Here is a 16,339-nt window from a genome sequence, read left to right as displayed (position 1 = left end):
GCATGGCTTCGAAGCTTTCGATTGCGTCGCCGGTCGCCCCCTCCAACCGACGCAACAGGCGCAGCGCGGCGTGTGGATCAGCCAGCCCCACCCATGCCACGGCGCGTGCTCCGACCGCAGGAACCAGCCGCAAGCTGGCTGCCGTGACGATGCCGAGCGTGCCTTCCGCACCGATCAGCAACTGGCGCAGATCATAGCCCCGATTGTCCTTGCGCAACGCGGAGAGTCCGTCGAACCGGCCTCCATCCGGAAGCACGGCTTCGATCCCCACCACAAGTGCCCGCATGGTTCCAAAACGTAGAACCTGGGTGCCGCCGGCATTGGTGGAAATGAGGCCGCCGATGGTGGCGCTGCCCTTGGCGCCGAGGCTGAGAGGAAAACGGCGTCCGGCCACTTCGACCGCAGCGTGGAGATCGCTCAGCACCACACCGGCTTCCGCGACAGCGACATTGTCGTCCGGCGAGATATTGCGGATCTTGTTCATTCGCCGCATCGAAAGCAGCAGCGCCCTGCCCTCTGCCGATGGCGTCGCACCGGCTACCATCGACGTGTTGCCGCCTTGCGGAACCAGTGGGACCCTTGCCTGTGCCGCGAGACGGACGATCTGCTGCACTTCGTCCACCGTCGCCGGTGACAGCAGCGCCGCGGCCCGACCATGGACCCGATCGCGCCAGTCGCTCAGCCAAGGCTGCATCGCCGACGAGTCTGTCGTAAAGCCTTTAGGACCGAGAATTTCGGCAAGTGCGGTCAAGATTGTTGCGTCGGGAACACAGGTCATGACGGGACTATAGCGCACGGGCTTGGCGCACGGCCAGTTCATCCGCCATTAAAGCCAAAAGCGGATTGAGCATCAGCATTATGGTTCGAGAATCGTGACATTCTTTTTGCTCGCGGGGGCGCTGGTCGCACTCAGCCCACCAGCTTCCGTTGCGTCGGTTCGTACCTCGGATTCGGTCGAGCTGGCACAACTGAGCTTTCGCTCGCGCGTGGTTGTTCGCGTTCAAACATCGACCCTGTCGGTTGTGCCTGCGGCCATGCAGGAGAAAAAAGGCCCGCGTTGTATACAGATAGAGGATATATTGGCCGCAGGCGTGCTCGCGCGAACCTCGGTCGATCTCGTCCTGCGCGGCGGATACCGCATGCGGGCACGTTTTTCCGCATCCTGTCCTGGCCTGGATTATTATAGTGGTTTCTACTTGGTGCCGTCCGCCGACGGGAAGATTTGCGCCGATCGCGATGCTATTCGCGATCGCGCGGGGGGCGAGTGCGCGATCGACAAATTCCGGAAGCTGATCGCAGCCCGCTGACGCCATATCTTGCGCTTTTCTGTGCTCGCGCGATCATATGGCCGTTTAAGCGACCGATTTGCACGCGTTTAGCTTGACTCCAGAGCGTCTTTCGTCCCTTAGCAGCCGTGCCCTTAGCGGCGCCACTTGCGTGCGCCTGCAGGCCTTAGCCCGGACGCCCATGACTTTCGCCGACCTCGGCCTATCCGACGAATTACTGCGCGCCATCAGTGAGGCGGGCTATACCGAGCCTACGCCGATCCAGGCGGGCGCGATCCCCCCTGTGCTGATGAACCGCGATCTGATCGGCATCGCCCAGACGGGAACCGGCAAGACCGCGTCCTTCGTGCTGCCGATGATCGACATCCTCGCGCACGGCCGCAGCCGGGCTCGGATGCCGCGATCACTGATCCTGGAGCCGACCCGGGAATTGGCCGCGCAGGTGGCCGAGAACTTCGAAAAATATGGTAAATATCACAAGCTTTCGATGGCATTGCTCATCGGTGGCGTGAACATGGGTGAACAGGTCGCCGCTCTCGAAAAGGGCGTCGACGTCCTGATCGCCACACCTGGCCGGCTGATGGATCTCTTCGGTCGCGGCAAGATCCTGCTGACCGGCTGCTCCCTGCTTGTCATCGACGAAGCCGATCGCATGCTGGATATGGGCTTCATCCCCGACATCGAGGAAATCTGCACCAAGCTGCCCGCCAACCGGCAGACCCTGCTATTTTCCGCAACCATGCCGGCGCCGATCAAGAAGCTGGCGGATCGGTTCCTGTCCAATCCCAAGCAGGTCGAAGTTTCCCGCCCCGCCACCGCCAATTTGGCGATCGAGCAATCGCTGGTGGAGACATCCTCGCGTGGCAAACGCGATACGTTGCGGCGCTTGCTGAACGCGGACGATCTCAAGACGGCGATCATCTTTTCGAACCGGAAAACCACAGTACGCGATCTTACGGAGTCGCTCCGGCGCCATGGCTTCAAGGCGAGCCAGATCCACGGCGACATGGAGCAGGCGGAGCGGATCCGCGAACTTGATCGATTCAAGACCGGCGAAATCAACATCCTCGTCGCCTCGGACGTGGCGGCCCGTGGATTGGACATCAAGGGCGTCAGCCACGTTTTCAACTTCGACGTGCCCTGGCATCCCGATGATTATGTCCATCGGATCGGCCGCACTGGCCGCGGCGGCGCAACCGGCAAGGCGATGACGTTGGTAACGCCGGAAGACGCCGAGGCGATCGACAATATCGAGAAATTGACGGGTCTGAAGATCCCGCGCGTCGGTCAAGCGGCCTCGTCGGAGGCATCATCGGACGAGCCCCGTGCCGACACGCCAGCAAAAGGACGCGGCGGACGTTCCTCCCGCGGGAGCAAGAAAGCGGCCCCCGAAAAGAAAGGCCGCACAGCGCGACCGGAGGCCGAGGTCGTCGAAGAGCCGGCCGAAAAGCCCCGGGCGTCGGATCGGTCCAAGTCGGCAAAGCGGGCTGAGCGCGAAGAACCCGTCCGGGAGCGCGATACGCCTGCGCGCAATACCACGGAACCTGCCGACGATGGCTGGAACGGCCCGGTGCCGAACTTCCTGTCTTATGGCTTCGGAACATCGTCCGACGCATAAGGCTCGTGATGCGGGTGGTGGGCCCGGCAGGACTTGAACCCGCAACCAAGCCGTTATGAGCGGCCGGCTCTAACCAATTGAGCTACAGGCCCACGCCGGGTTCCGTTAGCGGACGCTGATCGGTGCTGGCAAGGGGGCCAGGTGCCGGAAACAGGTTGGCCGGATGTTGCGCATGATCGAAATTATATTATGCAGGACCCGTATTAAAGAGACGGGATGATGCCGGAATGGCAGCTGTGACGACCATCGACGAACTTGATCGGGCAATTCTTGGCATCCTTCAGGAAGAGGGACGCATCACCAACGTCGAACTGGCGAGCCGAGTCGGCCTGACCGCCCCGCCCTGCCTTCGGCGCATGCGGGCGCTTGAGGAAGCGGGCGTGATCCGCGGCTATCACGCCGAACTGGATGCGGCTCAATTAGGTTACGGCATCATGGTTTTCGTGCTGGTGAGCCTGCGCAGCCAGGCGGAGGATGCGCTAAAGGCGTTTGAATCGCACGTCGCCGAACTGCCGGAAGTGCGGGAATGCCATATGCTGAATGGCGAGATCGACTTCATCCTCAAGATCGTCGCCCACGATCTTCAATCCTTCCAGAGCTTCCTGACCTCCAAGCTCACGCCGGCGCCCAATGTCGCCAGCGTCAAGACATCGCTCACCATCCGCACCTCTAAAGTGTCGTGCGGTATCCCGGTCGACGTCGACTGAACAAAAAAAAGGGCGGCGAAACCGCCGCCCTCTCTTTTACGATTGTCTGGGCTCAGGAAGCTGCGGCGTTCGCAGTCGTCGGATGATCGAGGTGGATCACCCAGAAATCCGCGATCGGCTTACGCGGACCGGTGACAGCGGCAAAAGCGGCCTTCGCGCCCGCCGTATCGCCCGCCAGTGCCAGCGCCCAACCCATGTGCAGGTTCACCAGACCGGCATCGACGCCGCTCTTGGTAAGCGCGACCTTATACAGGTCGACCGCCTGCTGATATTGGCCATAGCCAACATAGGCATCCGCAGTGCTGATCGCGCCCTTCGGGCTGGCTGAGGCCCGCGCCGACTTGTCGGTGGTCGGGAGCGAAGCCTTGTCGGCCGCGACCTTGCCCTTGACGATGCCCATCACGTCCGACGCGTCGCTCTTGCCGGTCAGGTTGACGATACCCTTGCTATTGCCTTCCTGCAGGACCTGCATCGCCTCGTTCGGGAAGCGCAGATAGACCAGATCGGCATATTCGCGATAATCCGCATCGCCGGACAATACGCCCGCAGCGCGCATCAGGCGGAAGACGTCGATACGGGCGTCATTATCAAGCTTGAACTGCTCCTGATAAATCTGAAGCGCCGCGCTCCAATTCTTCTTCTGTGGGTCGGCGGCCACCCACTGCTTGCTGATCTCCAGCGTCGCATTGTTGATGGCGGGGATGTCGGCCGGGTTCGCCTTGGCGCGATAGCCGATGGCGATGCCGCGCTGGAACCATTCGATCGGCACCGGCTGGTTTGCCGCACGGAGCTTGGTGATGCCCGCGTCCAGCACCTTGAGCGCCTGGAGCGTCTGGCCGCTGGCGGCATTGGCCTCAACGATCATCGGAATGACGTCTGCGTCGGGGGCGCCTGCCGCCTGCGCCGCCTGAAGCGCCGTCAATGCCTTGGCGTAATCGCGCTTGTTGTACGCGATCTGGCCTTGCGCCACGAGCAGCTTGGCCTGCGTTTCCGCCGGCGCCTTGCCGCTGGAAACCATCAGGTCGATCGCCTCGCCCTGAAGCGCTTCGTCCTTATTCTTCTGGTAGATGGCGTAGCCGATCTGGCCGACCATGAACTTGTCGTCGTCGTTGGCGATCGCCGCCTTGGCAGCGTTGTAATTGGTCAGCGCGGTCGGGATATCGCCCGCCTCTGCCGCCTTCTGTGCTTCGAAGGCAGCCTTGTGCACAGCCGGGGTCGCCTTGCTTGCCGCCGCTTTGTCTTCTTTCTTGGCTGCGTAGCCCGGCGCGGCCACGAGCGCGCCGCCGAGCGCCAGCGCCATGGCCATGGTGGATACGATCCTCATCTGCGTCATCTCCCACTGGCCGGAGTCGAGATGCTCCGGCAAAAAGCTTTGGCGCTTGCTAATAGCGCCTTTCGGTTGGGGCAAGCTGAACGGCATCAACCTGCACCTGGTGCAGGTTGAGATTGCCTGCTCAGAGCGGCCGCGGTAAACCCAGATCATGATCCGGCGCCTCTTTATCGATCACCCAGCCAGCGTGGGTGAAAGCTATGGTGAACATCTCCAGGTTGCGGGCAGCTTCGGCGTTGCCATGTTGCTCGGCGCACTGGGCTGCTTCGTCCACGCGCTCGTACCGGCCTTGTGCAAGCGGACCGGCAGCACGACCGTGAAGCGCCTCCACGCGCGCCTGACCCGCGATCCGCAGCGGGACGGCAAGCGGCCGGAATTCGAGATCTAAGCACGCTGACAGGCCTCACGCGCGCTTGCGCGGGGTAGTTTTATCGAAGCGCGATGCTTAAGGTAAGTTGCACGGCCGCGCGCCGCCTCATCAACCGAACGGAACAGCTTCTTGGCCACGACCCCGCCTGTCATTGACGGCAGCGACATCTCCCCCATCAATATCGTCGACGAAATGAAGTCGAGTTACCTCGACTATGCCATGTCGGTCATCGTCGCGCGCGCTCTGCCGGATGTTCGTGACGGTTTGAAGCCGGTGCATCGGCGGATCCTTTACGCCAGCCAGGAAGGCGGCTTCGTTCCGGGCCGCCCCTATCGCAAATCGGCGAAGATCGTCGGCGACGTGATGGGCAATTATCACCCGCACGGCGATTCCTCCATTTACATGGCGCTGGCGCGCATGGCCCAGGATTGGGCGATGCGGGTGTTGCTGGTCGACGGCCAGGGCAATTTCGGCTCGATGGATCCGGATCTGCCGGCCTCGATGCGTTACACCGAGGCGCGCTTGTCCAAGGCGGCGATGCAGCTGCTGGAGGACATCGACAAGGACACGGTCGATTTCGGACCCAATTACGATGGGTCGCGGGAAGAGCCGCTCGTCCTCCCTGCCCGCTTCCCCAACCTGCTGGTCAACGGGGCCGGCGGCATTGCCGTCGGCATGGCGACCAATATCCCGCCGCATAATCTTGGCGAGGTCATCAGCGCCTGCAAGGCGATGATCCATCGGATGGTGAACAACGGGGATAGGATCACCGACGATGAATTGATGGAGATCGTGCCCGGGCCGGACTTCCCGACCGGCGCCGTGATCCTCGGTCGCAGCGGTGCCCGCAGCGCTTACACGACCGGCCGCGGCTCGATCATCATGCGCTCGCGCTACGAGATCGAAGAAGGGCGTGGCGACCGGCGCTCGATCGTTCTGACCGAAATCCCCTATCAGGTCGGCAAGGCGGGCTTGGTGGAAGGCATTGCCGAAGCCGCCAAGGACAAGCGGATCGAGGGCATTTCGGACATACGCGACGAATCGAACCGGTTCGGCGTGCGCATCGTGATCGATCTGAAGCGGGACGCGACGCCCGAAGTCGTGCTCAATCAGCTCTGGCGCCATACCCAGGCGCAAACCAGCTTCCCGGCCAATATGCTCGCGCTGCGCGGTGGCCGCCCTGAAGTGCTGTCGCTGCGGGATATCCTGGAAGCCTTTGTCGGCTTCCGTGAGGAGGTCATCACCCGTCGTTCGAAGTTCGAACTGCTGAAAGCGCGTGAGCGGGCGCATGTTTTGCTCGGTCTGGTGGTCGCGGTCACAAATCTGGATGAGGTCGTGCGGATCATCCGTGGATCGGCCTCGCCCGTGGAGGCACGTGCCGCCCTGTCCGCGCGCGATTGGCCGATCGCGGAGATCGCCCCCTATATCCGTCTGGTTGAGGCGGTCGAAGCCGAGATCGAGGGTGATACGTATCGCCTGTCCGATGCGCAGGTTCGCGCCATCCTCGACTTGCGCCTCCATCGCCTCACTGGCCTGGGGCGCGATGAGATTGGCGGCGAATTGGAGCAGCTTGCCGCTTCGATCGGCGAATTGCTGGAAATTCTGGGCAATCGTCGCCGGCTGTTCGAGGTGATGGAGGAAGAGCTGGATGCCATCTCCGCCGCCTTCGCGACGCCGCGTCGCTCCGAGATTGCAGCAGCAGCCGACGGGATCGACGACGAAGACCTGATCGAGCGCGAAGACATGGTCGTGACCGTCACGATCGGCGGTTATATCAAGCGCACGCCGCTGCAGACCTTCCGCACCCAGAATAAGGGCGGCAAGGGCCGCTCCGGCATGGGCACGAAGGAGGAGGATGCCGTCGCGAAACTGTTCGTGACGTCGACGCACACGCCCGTGCTCTTCTTCTCCAACCACGGCAAAGTGTACCGGATGAAGGTCTGGCGCCTGCCGGAAGGCGCCCCGCAGGCCCGCGGTCGTCCGATGATCAACTTGCTGCCGCTGGCGGACGGCGAAACGATTTCGACCGTGCTGCCGTTGCCGGAAAATGAGGCGGAGTGGAGCAAGCTCCACGTCATGTTCGCCACGGCCAAGGGCAATGTGCGGCGCAATTCAATGGATGCGTTCGCGAACATCCGCACCTCGGGCAAAATCGCCATGCGGTTCGAGGAAGGATCGGACGATCGCCTGATCGGTGTTTCGCTGCTGACCGAACAGGACGATGTGCTGCTCGCCACGCGCAATGGCCGCGCCATTCGCTTTGCGTCGACCGACGTGCGCGAGTTTCAGAGCCGCGACTCGACCGGTGTGCGCGGCGCGCGGTTGAACGGCGACGATGAAGTGATCTCGCTGTCCGTACTGCGCGGCTTCGATGCCACGCCGCAGGAACGCGAGGATTATCTGAAAGCCGCCCCCTGGAAGGAAGGGGATCGGGAGATCACGCTCAGCCCGGAGCGGATGGCGGAATTCGAAGCCGCCGAGGAGTTCATCCTTACGATTACGGCCAATGGCTATGGCAAGCGGACCTCGGCTTACGAATATCGCCGTACCAATCGTGGCGGCCAGGGTATCACCAACATCGTCTCGTCGGAGCGAAACGGACCGGTGGTGGCCAGCTTCCCGGCGCATAATGGCGAGCAGCTGATGCTCGTGTCGGATCAGGCGAAACTGATCCGCACCTCGGTGGGCGACATTCGCGTCATCGGCCGGAATACGCAGGGCGTCATCATCTTCCGCGTGGCCGAGAACGAACATGTCGTGTCTGCCGCGCGCATCGAAGAGAATGAGGAAGAGGCCGAGGACGATCTGCGCAGCGAGATCGAGCAGATTTCGCCTGAGGTCGACCCGCAGGTCGATGCCGATACCAGCGAAGATCTGTCGGACGGCGGCGAAGCCGAGAGCGAGACGGAATAGGAGCCTGCCCGTGCCTGAGACGACCGGTTACAAGATCCTGACGGCCGATCAGCTTTCGGTGCTGGAACGGGACGGCCGCTTTGCCGGCTCCCCGGTCGATCTCCAGGACGGCTACATCCACCTTTCTACGGCGGATCAGTTGGGCGAAACGCTCGCCAAACATTATGCCGGACAGGACGACCTCCAATTGGTCGCGGTGGATCTCGAAGCTTTGGGCGATGCCGTGAAGTGGGAGCCGTCACGCGGCGGCGCCCTCTTCCCGCATATTTACGGCCCGATCACGTTGGACGTGGTGGTCGCCTATAGTGCTCTCGAATATGAGCCCGACGGGTCGATCCGGCTGCCGATCACCGGCTGATCGCTCCGCACAACTGGCCCGCTGTACGCACAGTAACGCAAGCGGGTTCGGATCAGCCGAGTGCGCCCGTACCGCCTGGTTCATGGTCGCGCTCCAACCGCGCGACACGCACCCATTCGAACAGAACGAAAGCGATCCCGACGATCCCGATGATCGCAGCAAAGCGGAACATCGTCGCATATCCATAATCCTGGATGCCTTCGCCGAAGGCGGCCCGCCCCAGCGCGCCGATCAGCATCGTCAGCGAAGACAACAGGGCATATTGTACGGCGCTATGCTGCTTTGACGTGATCGACGAGAGGTAAGCGACGTAGGCGCCCCCGGCCAATCCGCTGCACGTATTCTCGATCCCGATCGTCACCAGCAGCCTGTTCATGCGCAGATCGAAGCCGAACAAGCCGGTAAAGCGATCTATCGCGAGCATGTGCGAGAAGGCGTCCAGCCAGGCGCCGCCAGCGGCCAGATCGGCATAGAGCAGATTGGCGAGCGCGGTGATGATCGCGCCGACCATTAGCGTCGGCAGGCGCCCGATCGTGGCGAACAGTACGCCGCCCAAGGCGGTGCCGACGATCAGCATGACGATGCCGAACACCTTGGAGGCAAAGGCGACCTCCTCATTCGTATACTGCATATATTGCAGGTAGAAGGGATAGGCGAACGGCCCCCAGATGGACTCGCACAGCCGATATGTCAGGATCAGGCCGAAGACGATGATCGCGCCCCAGCGTAGCCGCTCGATCAACTCCCCCAAGGGCAGGACCAGCGCGCGATACAAACGATCCGCGCCCCGGCTCAACACGCCGGACGGGTCCCGCTCCCCGTCATGGGCAACCTTGCCGTTCAGCCAGGCCGCCACGATCGCCGGCATCAATATGGTCGCCACGACGATCCAAGGCCCATAATTGCGCGTGAAATCGCCCGCAGAGACGGGTTTGCCGTCCGCGTCGGGGCCATGCAAGGCCTTGATCATGAAAGCGGCGAGCGTAACGATCGCCCAGATCCAGCCGATCCCGACAACGAAGAGCCCGATCGTGCGCTCGCGCCGATTGGGAACGGCGAAGCCGGCGAGCGGCACGACATTCTGCCCCTCAGGAGACGGCGTGTCCGGCGCCAAGACCGTTGCCACCATGCAAAGCGCCATCAGCCCGCCCATGATCGCGTAGACCGATTGCCACGTCATCTGGGCGGCCAGCACCAGGGCGAAGGCGCCGCCGACCAGCGCCGCGATGCGGAAGCCGAATTGGTAGATGGAGGACAGGATTTCCACCGTCGCGCGCTCATCCGCAACGTCAACGCGCCAGGCGTCGAGCGCGATATTCTGCGTTGCGGACAGGAAGGCTCCCAGGACGGCCAGTCCGGCAACGCCCCCCAAGGACACCGCTGGATCCATCGTCGCGAGCAGCAGGAAGCAGAGCACGAGCAGGCCCTGGCACAGGAAGATCCAGCTCCGCCGCCGACCGAACCGCGCCAACAGAGGCGGTCGAGCCTGATCGACCAAGGGCGACCAGAGAAATTGGAAGCCGTAAGCCAGACCGATCCAGGAAAGGATCCCGATCGTTGCGAGGCTGACCTTCGCCTCCCCCAGCCACGCGTTCAGCGTCCCGATCAGCAAAGTGAAAGGAAGGCCTGCCGAAAAGCCGAAAGCCAGCATCAACGCGGTTTTGCGATCGCTCAACGCACTCCGCAGCAGCGCCAGACCGCCCATCTTCCCCGCCACTCGCCAGCATCCTTGACTGTTCGCACGACGCTTAGCGCAAAAGTGGCGTCAGGGAAGCAGCCTGACCATCGCCGAGAAGAGGCGCCAGGCGCGCCCTCAATCCGTAAACAGGGTGAAGGTCTTCGGGATGCGCTTGGTGGGGCGGCCGGACAGCTTGGCATCAACGCTGTCGATCGCGGCGATCAGATCGCGCTGGCTATACGGTTTGGACAACACGCCCACCGCAAGCGTGCGCGCATCGGGCGGCGACCCGCCGGTAACGAAGATGAGCGGTACGCCGCGCGCCTGCGCTGCTCGGGCCACATCCTTTCCGCTGCCACCGTCCGAGAGGTTCACATCGGCGAGAACCAGATGAACATCATCGTCCATCGCATTGATGGCGTTGGGGACCGTGTCGACCGTTGCAACGATTTCATAGCCGGCGTCGCGAAGCGAATGTTCGTTGTCGAAGGCGACCAGCGGCTCGTCCTCGACGATCAGAATGCGTTTGACTGTCCGTTCCCGCTTTCCGAACAACATGCGCCCTCACTTGCTGCAGGCTTGACGACCCGCCCCTTTGCCCCGACCAGCATGCCCATCGGGAGAGCATGTGTGGCCAAGCGAATTACAATCTACATCCTCGCCGCGATGATCTTGGGGATCCTCGTCGGTTTCGGTCTCAATCAGACGATCACTGATCCATCCGCTATCGCAACGATCACGGATGCGCTTTCGATCCTGACCGGCTTGTTCCTCAAGCTGATAAAGATGATCATCGCGCCGCTTGTATTCGCAACATTGGTCGGTGGCATCGCCCATATGGGGGACCGCTCCGCTTTGGGCCGCATGGGCGCGCGGACGATCGGCTGGTTCTTATTGGCCAGCGTCGTCTCGATCACGCTCGGCCTTATGTTCGTCAACATCATCCGGCCGGGCGTCGGGCTCGGCCTTCCGCTCCCGCCGGTGAACGAAGCGAATGGGCTCGCCCAGGCGCATTTCGTGCTGAAGGAATTCATCCTCGATCTGGTGCCAAGTTCGATCTTCGATGCGCTGGCCAAGAATGCGATCCTGCAGATCGTGGTGTTTGCGACATTCGCCGGCGTTGCCTGTACGGCGATCGGCGACAAGGCCGAGCCGATCGTGAAAGCGATGGATTCGCTTGCGCAGTTGATGCTGACGATCACCGATTATGTGATGCGCCTCGCCCCGATTGCGGTCTTCGCGGCCGTCACCAGTGCCGTGTTCAAGGAGGGTCTCGGCATCCTGTGGACCTTCGGCTATTTCATGGGCGGCTTCTATCTGGCGCTGGCGGTCTTGTGGGCGATACTCTTCGGCGTTGCCGTGGTGGCGGTCGGCGCCGGGCGCGCCAAGGATCTGTTCCGCTTCATCCGTGCGCCCTTCCTGATCGCCTTCTCAACGGCATCGTCCGAAGCCGCCTTCCCGCGAACGCTGGAGGCGCTCGAAGATTTCGGCGTGCCGCCTCGGGTCGCCGGCTTCGTTCTGCCGCTCGGCTACTCATTCAACCTCGACGGTTCGATGATGTATTGCAGCTTCGCGACGATGTTCATCGCGCAGGCCTATGGGATCCACCTGAGTTTCACCCAGCAGGCCACGATGCTGTTGCTGCTGATGGTAACGTCCAAAGGGATTGCCAGCGTACCGCGCGCCAGCTTGGTCGTGATCTCTTCCACGCTGGCCACCTTCCACATTCCTGAAGCGGGCCTGCTGCTGATCCTCGCGGTGGATCAGTTCCTCGACATGGGCCGGACCGGCACGAACGTCATCGGCAACGCTGTCGCCTCCACGCTTGTCGCGAAATGGGAGGGGATATTGGGCACGTCCAAAACTGCAGCAACAAGGACCACCGCCGCCGCTTAGACTAGGGGGCGGTACCCCAGGCCACGGGCGCCGGCGCCATCGCGGAGAAGCGATCATACAGCAAGCGGGCAATCTCCGCGATACTGCGATCGCGCTCCCATTCGGACCGCATGCCTTTGGCAAAGATCGCCAACGCCAGTCGATGACCGTTGGGCAGGCTGATGATGCCGACATCATCCGATACGCCGGCCAACGTTCCGGTCTTATGCGCCACCGGCGTACCAGGCGGAAGCAGAGCCTTGATGCGGTGTGCGCCGGTGACGCAGCGCGCCATCACGTCGAAGAGATAAACGGTGCTTTGCGGGCTGAGCAGTGCCCCCTGCTGCAGCTTCTTCAGCAGCGCCACCATAGCCGCCGGCGTCGATGTGTCACGCGCATCCCCGATGAATGCGGGATTGACCTCGCCATCCTCGGTGAGGCTGGCCGATTGCGCCATGTCCTGCGGCGTCAGCGGCAGGTTCGCGATGATCTTGCCCGCGCGGCTGCGGTCGTCGAGCACTAGTCGTGCGATGGTGCGGTCCATCCGTTGCCCGCGGATCCCCGCGCGCGCCAGCCAGGCGTTGACCGCCGTGGTGCCGCCCACCGCTTTCAACAGGATATCGGCCGCACCATTGTCGCTGCGGATCAGCATCAATTCGATCAGGCGTCCGGCCCTGATCACCGTACGGCCGCGGCTGTAAAGTTGGTCGAGATGGAAGCGGCCGCTATCCACGCCCGCCAGATACGCGCCGGCAATCGCGATCTTGACCGTGCTGGCCATCGGAAAAGGGTCGCGCCCCGCAAAGGCGAAGGTCTCGCCCGTATCCAGGTTCATGGCGGCGATGCCGATGCGCCCCGCGCCGTTGCTGGCGATGGCCGCAACCTGTTGCGACAGCGTGTAGGGGGAGGCTGTGCTGCTAAAACCAGGCTGCAACGGCAGTTCCGCATAGGTCGGTGTGGCCAATGCCGTGAGACCAACAAGGACTCCGATCATCTGCCGCATCAACACTGCCATCTGCATACTCCGGAGGGCGATCCACACCTGAGAATCCTTAATTCGGATCGACCGCAAGCTTTTTGTGGGAACGGTGCGCCGCGATGGTCTAGAAGCGCGACGTGTCCCAGCCCCCCTCCGACGATAAACCCGCCCCCCGCCCCGGTCGTGAACCGCAGCGTATCGCCAAGCTTCTTGCCCGCGCCGGCATCGCCTCGCGGCGGGAAATCGAGCGCATGATCGAAGCGCGCCGCATCGCGATCGACGGCGCCGTCATCGAAACACCGGCGACGATCGTAACATCGCTGCGCGGCATCACCGTGGATGGTCAACCGGTGGCCGCGCCGGGTGCGGCGCGGCTGTTTCTCTATCACAAGCCGGCCGGCCTGCTGACGACCGAGCGGGATCCCAAGGGACGGCCGACCATCTATGACAAATTGCCGCGCGATCTGCCGCGCGTGGTTCCGGTCGGCCGGCTCGACTTGAACACCGAAGGCCTGCTGCTGCTCACCACCGACGGCGAGCTGAAACGCCAGCTCGAACTGCCCTCGGTCGGAGTCGAGCGGACCTATCGGGCTCGCGCATATGGAGATGTCACACAGACGCAACTCGAAGATCTGATCGAGGGGATCGAGATTGACGGCGTGCGCTACGGTGCGATCGACGCCAACCTGGAGCGGCGAACCGGCGCGAATGTGTGGGTCGAGATGCGCCTGCGCGAAGGGAAGAATCGGGAGGTTCGACGGGTGCTCGAGCATCTCGGCCTGCAGGTCAGCCGTCTGATCCGCACGGCCTATGGGCCGTTCGTTTTGGACGAGCTCGCGCCGGGAGACGTGGGCGAAGTGCGGCAGCATGACCTTGTGCAGTTCCGTGCTACCCTGAAGAAGGCCGAATCAGGTCCGAAGCCGGGGCCGCGCGTCCCGCGTCCTTCGCGACCCGCTGCGGCCCCAGCGCCGTTGCCCGGTGGCCGGCGCGGCCGTCCGCAGCGTCGGAGCGGCCCTGCTCCGGTCAAGCCGCGGGGCTGATCATGCGCATCATCGCAGGCAAGTGGCGCGGACGGGTTTTGCGTGCTCCCTTGGGCGAGACCACCCGTCCAACCGCGGATCGTACGCGTGAGGCCTTGTTCTCGATTCTTGCCAGCCGCATCGGCTCATTTGAAGGGCTGGTCGTCGCCGACATCTTCGCCGGCACCGGCGCCTTGGGGCTGGAGGCGATCTCGCGCGGCGCAGCCCATTGCACGTTCGTCGATCAGGATCGGGACGCCGTAAAGGCATTGAAAGCCAACATCGCCATGCTCGCCGCGCCCGGCGATGTGATCGCCAGTCCGGTCGCGTCGCTCGGGCCGTCCCGCCGTGCCTACGACCTGCTCATGTTCGATCCGCCTTATGGCAGCGGCGGCGCGGGTGCGCTGATCGAACGGCTGACCCGGCTTGGCTGGGCCGGTGCCGCGGCTTGGGCCACCGTGGAAACGCATAAGCAGGAACAGGTCACCGCGGAAGGCTGGGTGCTGGAGGCAGAACGGACCTATGGCCTGGCTAAGCTGTCCGTGCTCGCCCGGAGGCAAGCAGCGCAATCAGACTGATCACCGCCGCCGCGCTGCAATAAAGGCCGACAAGCGAGAGCCCGCCACGCGCCGCCAGCGCCTGCGCCACCAGCGGGGTAAGGCCGCCGCCGAGCACACCCGCAACGTTGAAGGCCATCGACACGCCCGTATAGCGCACACGCGCCGGAAAGAGGCTGGGCAGCCAGGACCCGAGCGGGCCATAGACGAAACCCATCATCGTCAGTGCAAGCGCGAGGAACAGGAAGACCAGCAGCAGCGAGCCGGATCCCATCAGCGGCGCCATCAAGAGCCCGCCCAACATGGTCGCGACGCAACCGAACATCAGCACCCGCCGCTCATCGAAATGCCGGTCGGCCAGCCAAGCCGAGGCGTAGATCCCGCCAGCCATGAACAGGATCGCGCCAAGCTGCACGGCGAGGAATTGCTCCATGCTGTAGCCCAATGTCTTGGTGCCGTAGCCCAGCGCAAAAGCGGTCGCGACATAATAGAGCGCGAAACAGGCGATCGCGCCGATCGTGCCCGCGGCCAGCGGCCCGAAATGGCGTGAAACCAACTCGCCCAAGGGAACGGCCGGTGGCGGCGCTTCGGTGAGCGAAGCGGCAAACTCCGGCGTCTCCGTAAGCTTGAGCCGGATCCACAGGCCGACGCCGACCAGCAATGCAGAAAGCGCAAATGGGACGCGCCAGCCCCAGTCATGGAATTGCTGAGGCGTGAGAATAGCGCCAAGGATCAGGAACAGGCCGTTAGCCGCGATGAAACCGACGGGCGCACCGAGTTGCGGAAACATGCCATAGCGGGCCCGCTTGCCGGGCGGTGCATTCTCGACTGCCAGCAAGGCAGCCCCACCCCACTCTCCGCCGAGCCCAAAGCCCTGGCCGAAGCGCAGCACGCACAGCATCAGCGCCGCGATCCACCCGGCGCTGAGATAGGTGGGGAGACAAGCGACGAGGGTCGTCGAGATGCCCATCGTCAACAGCGACGCGACAAGGGTGGATTTACGACCGACGCGATCGCCGAAATGCCCGAAGAAGATAGACCCGAGCGGTCGGGCGACAAAGGCAACACCGATGGTTGCGAAGGACAGCATCTGCTGCGCGGTATGCGAGGCTTGGGGAAAGAAAAGCTGTCCGAACACCAGCGCGGCGGCCGTGGTGTAGACATAGAAATCGTAAAATTCGATGCCCGTCCCGACCAGGCTGGCAATCAGCACTCGGCGTGTCGAAGGCGGTGCCTTTGCAGCCATATCCCCACTCCCGCGGCGGCGTGATGCCGCGGCAGTGGGGATTGGCGGTGCAGGCGGCGGCGGTCAACCGCGCGCCCGCACTTTATGCATTAACGGCGATGACGGCGCGCATGGGCCTTCGTCGTGCCGCCACCGCGCTGGACGCAGTGATCCGTGACGCTGCGTGAGCAGGACGGATAGGTGGACATATCAGCAGTCGTTGGCGTCGGCATTGCGTTGGTCGTGCCGGCGCTCGGCGTAGCCGAAGCGTCGGGCATCGGCGCGGTCGCCGGAGCCGCAGCGTCAGCAGGCGCTGCCGGGGCGGTGGCGTCCGCGGGCGCCGCTTGCGGGCTCATGCTGCTGTCGGTGGTTGCCGGCGCCGAGGTATCCGGCGTGGTGGTCTGCGCGATGGCGGCGGTGCCGA

The 16,339-nt window shown here is 63.4% G+C and carries 17 protein-coding genes and 1 tRNA gene; 11 read left to right on the top strand and 7 right to left on the bottom strand.

Annotated elements, in window-relative coordinates; all coding sequences use genetic code 11:
- Nucleotides 1-778 (bottom strand): FAD-binding oxidoreductase (locus ACOJSI_RS19700; protein WP_420140022.1); only part of this gene is annotated, 778 nt, incomplete at its 3' end.
- 313 nt (nucleotides 779-1,091) lie between these two features.
- On the opposite strand from ACOJSI_RS19700, the gene ACOJSI_RS19695 reads away from it, so the two are divergent.
- Nucleotides 1,092-1,307 (top strand): hypothetical protein, encoded by a 216-nt coding sequence (locus tag ACOJSI_RS19695; protein ID WP_420140021.1) that lies wholly within the window; start codon nucleotides 1,092-1,094, stop codon nucleotides 1,305-1,307.
- A gap of 160 nt (nucleotides 1,308-1,467) precedes the next feature.
- Entirely contained in the window at nucleotides 1,468-2,904 is a 1,437-nt protein-coding gene (locus tag ACOJSI_RS19690) for a DEAD/DEAH box helicase (protein ID WP_420140020.1), read from the top strand.
- 15 nt (nucleotides 2,905-2,919) lie between these two features.
- On the opposite strand, the gene ACOJSI_RS19685 is transcribed toward ACOJSI_RS19690, so the two are convergent.
- Nucleotides 2,920-2,996, bottom strand: a tRNA-Ile gene (locus ACOJSI_RS19685).
- Nucleotides 2,997-3,131: 135 nt separating this feature from the next.
- Here ACOJSI_RS19685 and ACOJSI_RS19680 point away from each other — a divergent pair.
- Nucleotides 3,132-3,611 carry an Lrp/AsnC family transcriptional regulator gene (locus ACOJSI_RS19680; RefSeq protein WP_420140019.1) on the top strand — a complete coding sequence of 160 codons (480 nt, stop codon included), beginning with the start codon at nucleotides 3,132-3,134 and terminating at the stop codon, nucleotides 3,609-3,611.
- Between the two features lie 52 nt (nucleotides 3,612-3,663).
- Here the strand turns inward: ACOJSI_RS19680 and ACOJSI_RS19675 are convergent, their stop codons facing one another.
- Nucleotides 3,664-4,935 carry a hypothetical protein gene (locus ACOJSI_RS19675; protein ID WP_420140018.1) on the bottom strand — a complete coding sequence of 424 codons (1,272 nt, stop codon included), beginning with the start codon at nucleotides 4,933-4,935 and terminating at the stop codon, nucleotides 3,664-3,666.
- A 157-nt stretch (nucleotides 4,936-5,092) separates the two neighbouring features.
- Here ACOJSI_RS19675 and ACOJSI_RS19670 point away from each other — a divergent pair, with 157 nt between their 5' ends.
- The 3 genes from ACOJSI_RS19670 to ACOJSI_RS19660 all read left to right on the top strand — a co-directional run bounded on the left by ACOJSI_RS19670 (nucleotide 5,093) and on the right by ACOJSI_RS19660 (nucleotide 8,582).
- Nucleotides 5,093-5,329: a DUF6356 family protein gene (locus tag ACOJSI_RS19670; RefSeq protein WP_420140017.1), complete on the top strand. Its 237-nt coding sequence runs from the start codon at nucleotides 5,093-5,095 to the stop codon at nucleotides 5,327-5,329.
- Between the two features lie 111 nt (nucleotides 5,330-5,440).
- Nucleotides 5,441-8,224 (top strand): DNA gyrase subunit A, encoded by a 2,784-nt coding sequence (gene gyrA / locus ACOJSI_RS19665; protein WP_420140016.1) that lies wholly within the window; start codon nucleotides 5,441-5,443, stop codon nucleotides 8,222-8,224.
- A gap of 10 nt (nucleotides 8,225-8,234) precedes the next feature.
- On the top strand, nucleotides 8,235-8,582 hold the full coding sequence (locus tag ACOJSI_RS19660) for a DUF952 domain-containing protein (RefSeq protein WP_420140015.1): 348 nt from the start codon (nucleotides 8,235-8,237) through the stop codon (nucleotides 8,580-8,582).
- 52 nt (nucleotides 8,583-8,634) lie between these two features.
- Here the strand turns inward: ACOJSI_RS19660 and ACOJSI_RS19655 are convergent, their stop codons facing one another.
- Together ACOJSI_RS19655 and ACOJSI_RS19650 are read right to left on the bottom strand one after the other, a co-directional pair.
- Nucleotides 8,635-10,299: an AmpG family muropeptide MFS transporter gene (locus ACOJSI_RS19655; protein WP_420140014.1), complete on the bottom strand. Its 1,665-nt coding sequence runs from the start codon at nucleotides 10,297-10,299 to the stop codon at nucleotides 8,635-8,637.
- 96 nt (nucleotides 10,300-10,395) lie between these two features.
- Nucleotides 10,396-10,818 (bottom strand): response regulator, encoded by a 423-nt coding sequence (locus ACOJSI_RS19650; protein ID WP_420140013.1) that lies wholly within the window; start codon nucleotides 10,816-10,818, stop codon nucleotides 10,396-10,398.
- Nucleotides 10,819-10,890: 72 nt separating this feature from the next.
- Here ACOJSI_RS19650 and ACOJSI_RS19645 point away from each other — a divergent pair, with 72 nt between their 5' ends.
- A complete protein-coding gene (locus ACOJSI_RS19645) occupies nucleotides 10,891-12,156 on the top strand; it encodes a dicarboxylate/amino acid:cation symporter (RefSeq protein WP_420140012.1) in 1,266 nt (421 codons plus the stop codon).
- Between the two features lies 1 nt (nucleotide 12,157).
- Here the strand turns inward: ACOJSI_RS19645 and ACOJSI_RS19640 are convergent, their stop codons facing one another.
- Nucleotides 12,158-13,150, bottom strand: coding sequence for a serine hydrolase (locus ACOJSI_RS19640; protein ID WP_420140011.1), 993 nt, complete (start codon nucleotides 13,148-13,150; stop codon nucleotides 12,158-12,160).
- Between the two features lie 101 nt (nucleotides 13,151-13,251).
- Between ACOJSI_RS19640 and ACOJSI_RS19635 the strand changes: the two genes are divergently transcribed.
- Nucleotides 13,252-14,154 carry a pseudouridine synthase gene (locus ACOJSI_RS19635; protein WP_420140010.1) on the top strand — a complete coding sequence of 301 codons (903 nt, stop codon included), beginning with the start codon at nucleotides 13,252-13,254 and terminating at the stop codon, nucleotides 14,152-14,154.
- Between the two features lie 2 nt (nucleotides 14,155-14,156).
- The gene (rsmD, locus tag ACOJSI_RS19630) at nucleotides 14,157-14,711 is read left to right on the top strand and encodes a 16S rRNA (guanine(966)-N(2))-methyltransferase RsmD (protein ID WP_420140009.1); all 555 of its coding nucleotides are present in this window, start codon (nucleotides 14,157-14,159) and stop codon (nucleotides 14,709-14,711) included.
- Here the strand turns inward: rsmD and ACOJSI_RS19625 are convergent.
- Entirely contained in the window at nucleotides 14,665-15,936 is a 1,272-nt protein-coding gene (locus tag ACOJSI_RS19625) for an MFS transporter (RefSeq protein WP_420140008.1), read from the bottom strand. The two genes, rsmD and ACOJSI_RS19625, sit on opposite strands and share 47 nt — an antisense overlap.
- Between ACOJSI_RS19625 and ACOJSI_RS19620 the strand changes: the two genes are divergently transcribed.
- Both ACOJSI_RS19620 and ACOJSI_RS19615 read left to right on the top strand, forming a co-directional pair.
- Nucleotides 15,927-16,103: a hypothetical protein gene (locus ACOJSI_RS19620; protein ID WP_420140007.1), complete on the top strand. Its 177-nt coding sequence runs from the start codon at nucleotides 15,927-15,929 to the stop codon at nucleotides 16,101-16,103. The two genes, ACOJSI_RS19625 and ACOJSI_RS19620, sit on opposite strands and share 10 nt — an antisense overlap.
- A 13-nt stretch (nucleotides 16,104-16,116) precedes the next feature.
- Nucleotides 16,117-16,339: hypothetical protein (locus ACOJSI_RS19615; RefSeq protein WP_420140006.1), on the top strand; the 223-nt coding region annotated here is incomplete at its 3' end.

Origin of the sequence: Sphingomonas sp. (genome assembly GCF_048595155.1) — a bacterium.
GTDB lineage: Bacteria > Pseudomonadota > Alphaproteobacteria > Sphingomonadales > Sphingomonadaceae > Sphingomonas_I.
Note: the sequence above shows the minus strand (reverse complement) of the source record. Positions and strands in the feature narration are given on the sequence as shown.

Coding starts and splice junctions, on each gene's coding strand:
- ACOJSI_RS19625 (WP_420140008.1), bottom strand. CDS start 15,936: ATGGCTGCAAAGGCACCGCCTTCGACACGCCGAGTGCTGATTGCCAGC.
- rsmD (WP_420140009.1), top strand. CDS start 14,157: ATGCGCATCATCGCAGGCAAGTGGCGCGGACGGGTTTTGCGTGCTCCC.
- ACOJSI_RS19640 (WP_420140011.1), bottom strand. CDS start 13,150: ATGGCAGTGTTGATGCGGCAGATGATCGGAGTCCTTGTTGGTCTCACG.
- ACOJSI_RS19670 (WP_420140017.1), top strand. CDS start 5,093: ATGATCCGGCGCCTCTTTATCGATCACCCAGCCAGCGTGGGTGAAAGC.
- ACOJSI_RS19675 (WP_420140018.1), bottom strand. CDS start 4,935: ATGAGGATCGTATCCACCATGGCCATGGCGCTGGCGCTCGGCGGCGCG.
- ACOJSI_RS19680 (WP_420140019.1), top strand. CDS start 3,132: ATGGCAGCTGTGACGACCATCGACGAACTTGATCGGGCAATTCTTGGC.
- ACOJSI_RS19650 (WP_420140013.1), bottom strand. CDS start 10,818: ATGTTGTTCGGAAAGCGGGAACGGACAGTCAAACGCATTCTGATCGTC.
- ACOJSI_RS19690 (WP_420140020.1), top strand. CDS start 1,468: ATGACTTTCGCCGACCTCGGCCTATCCGACGAATTACTGCGCGCCATC.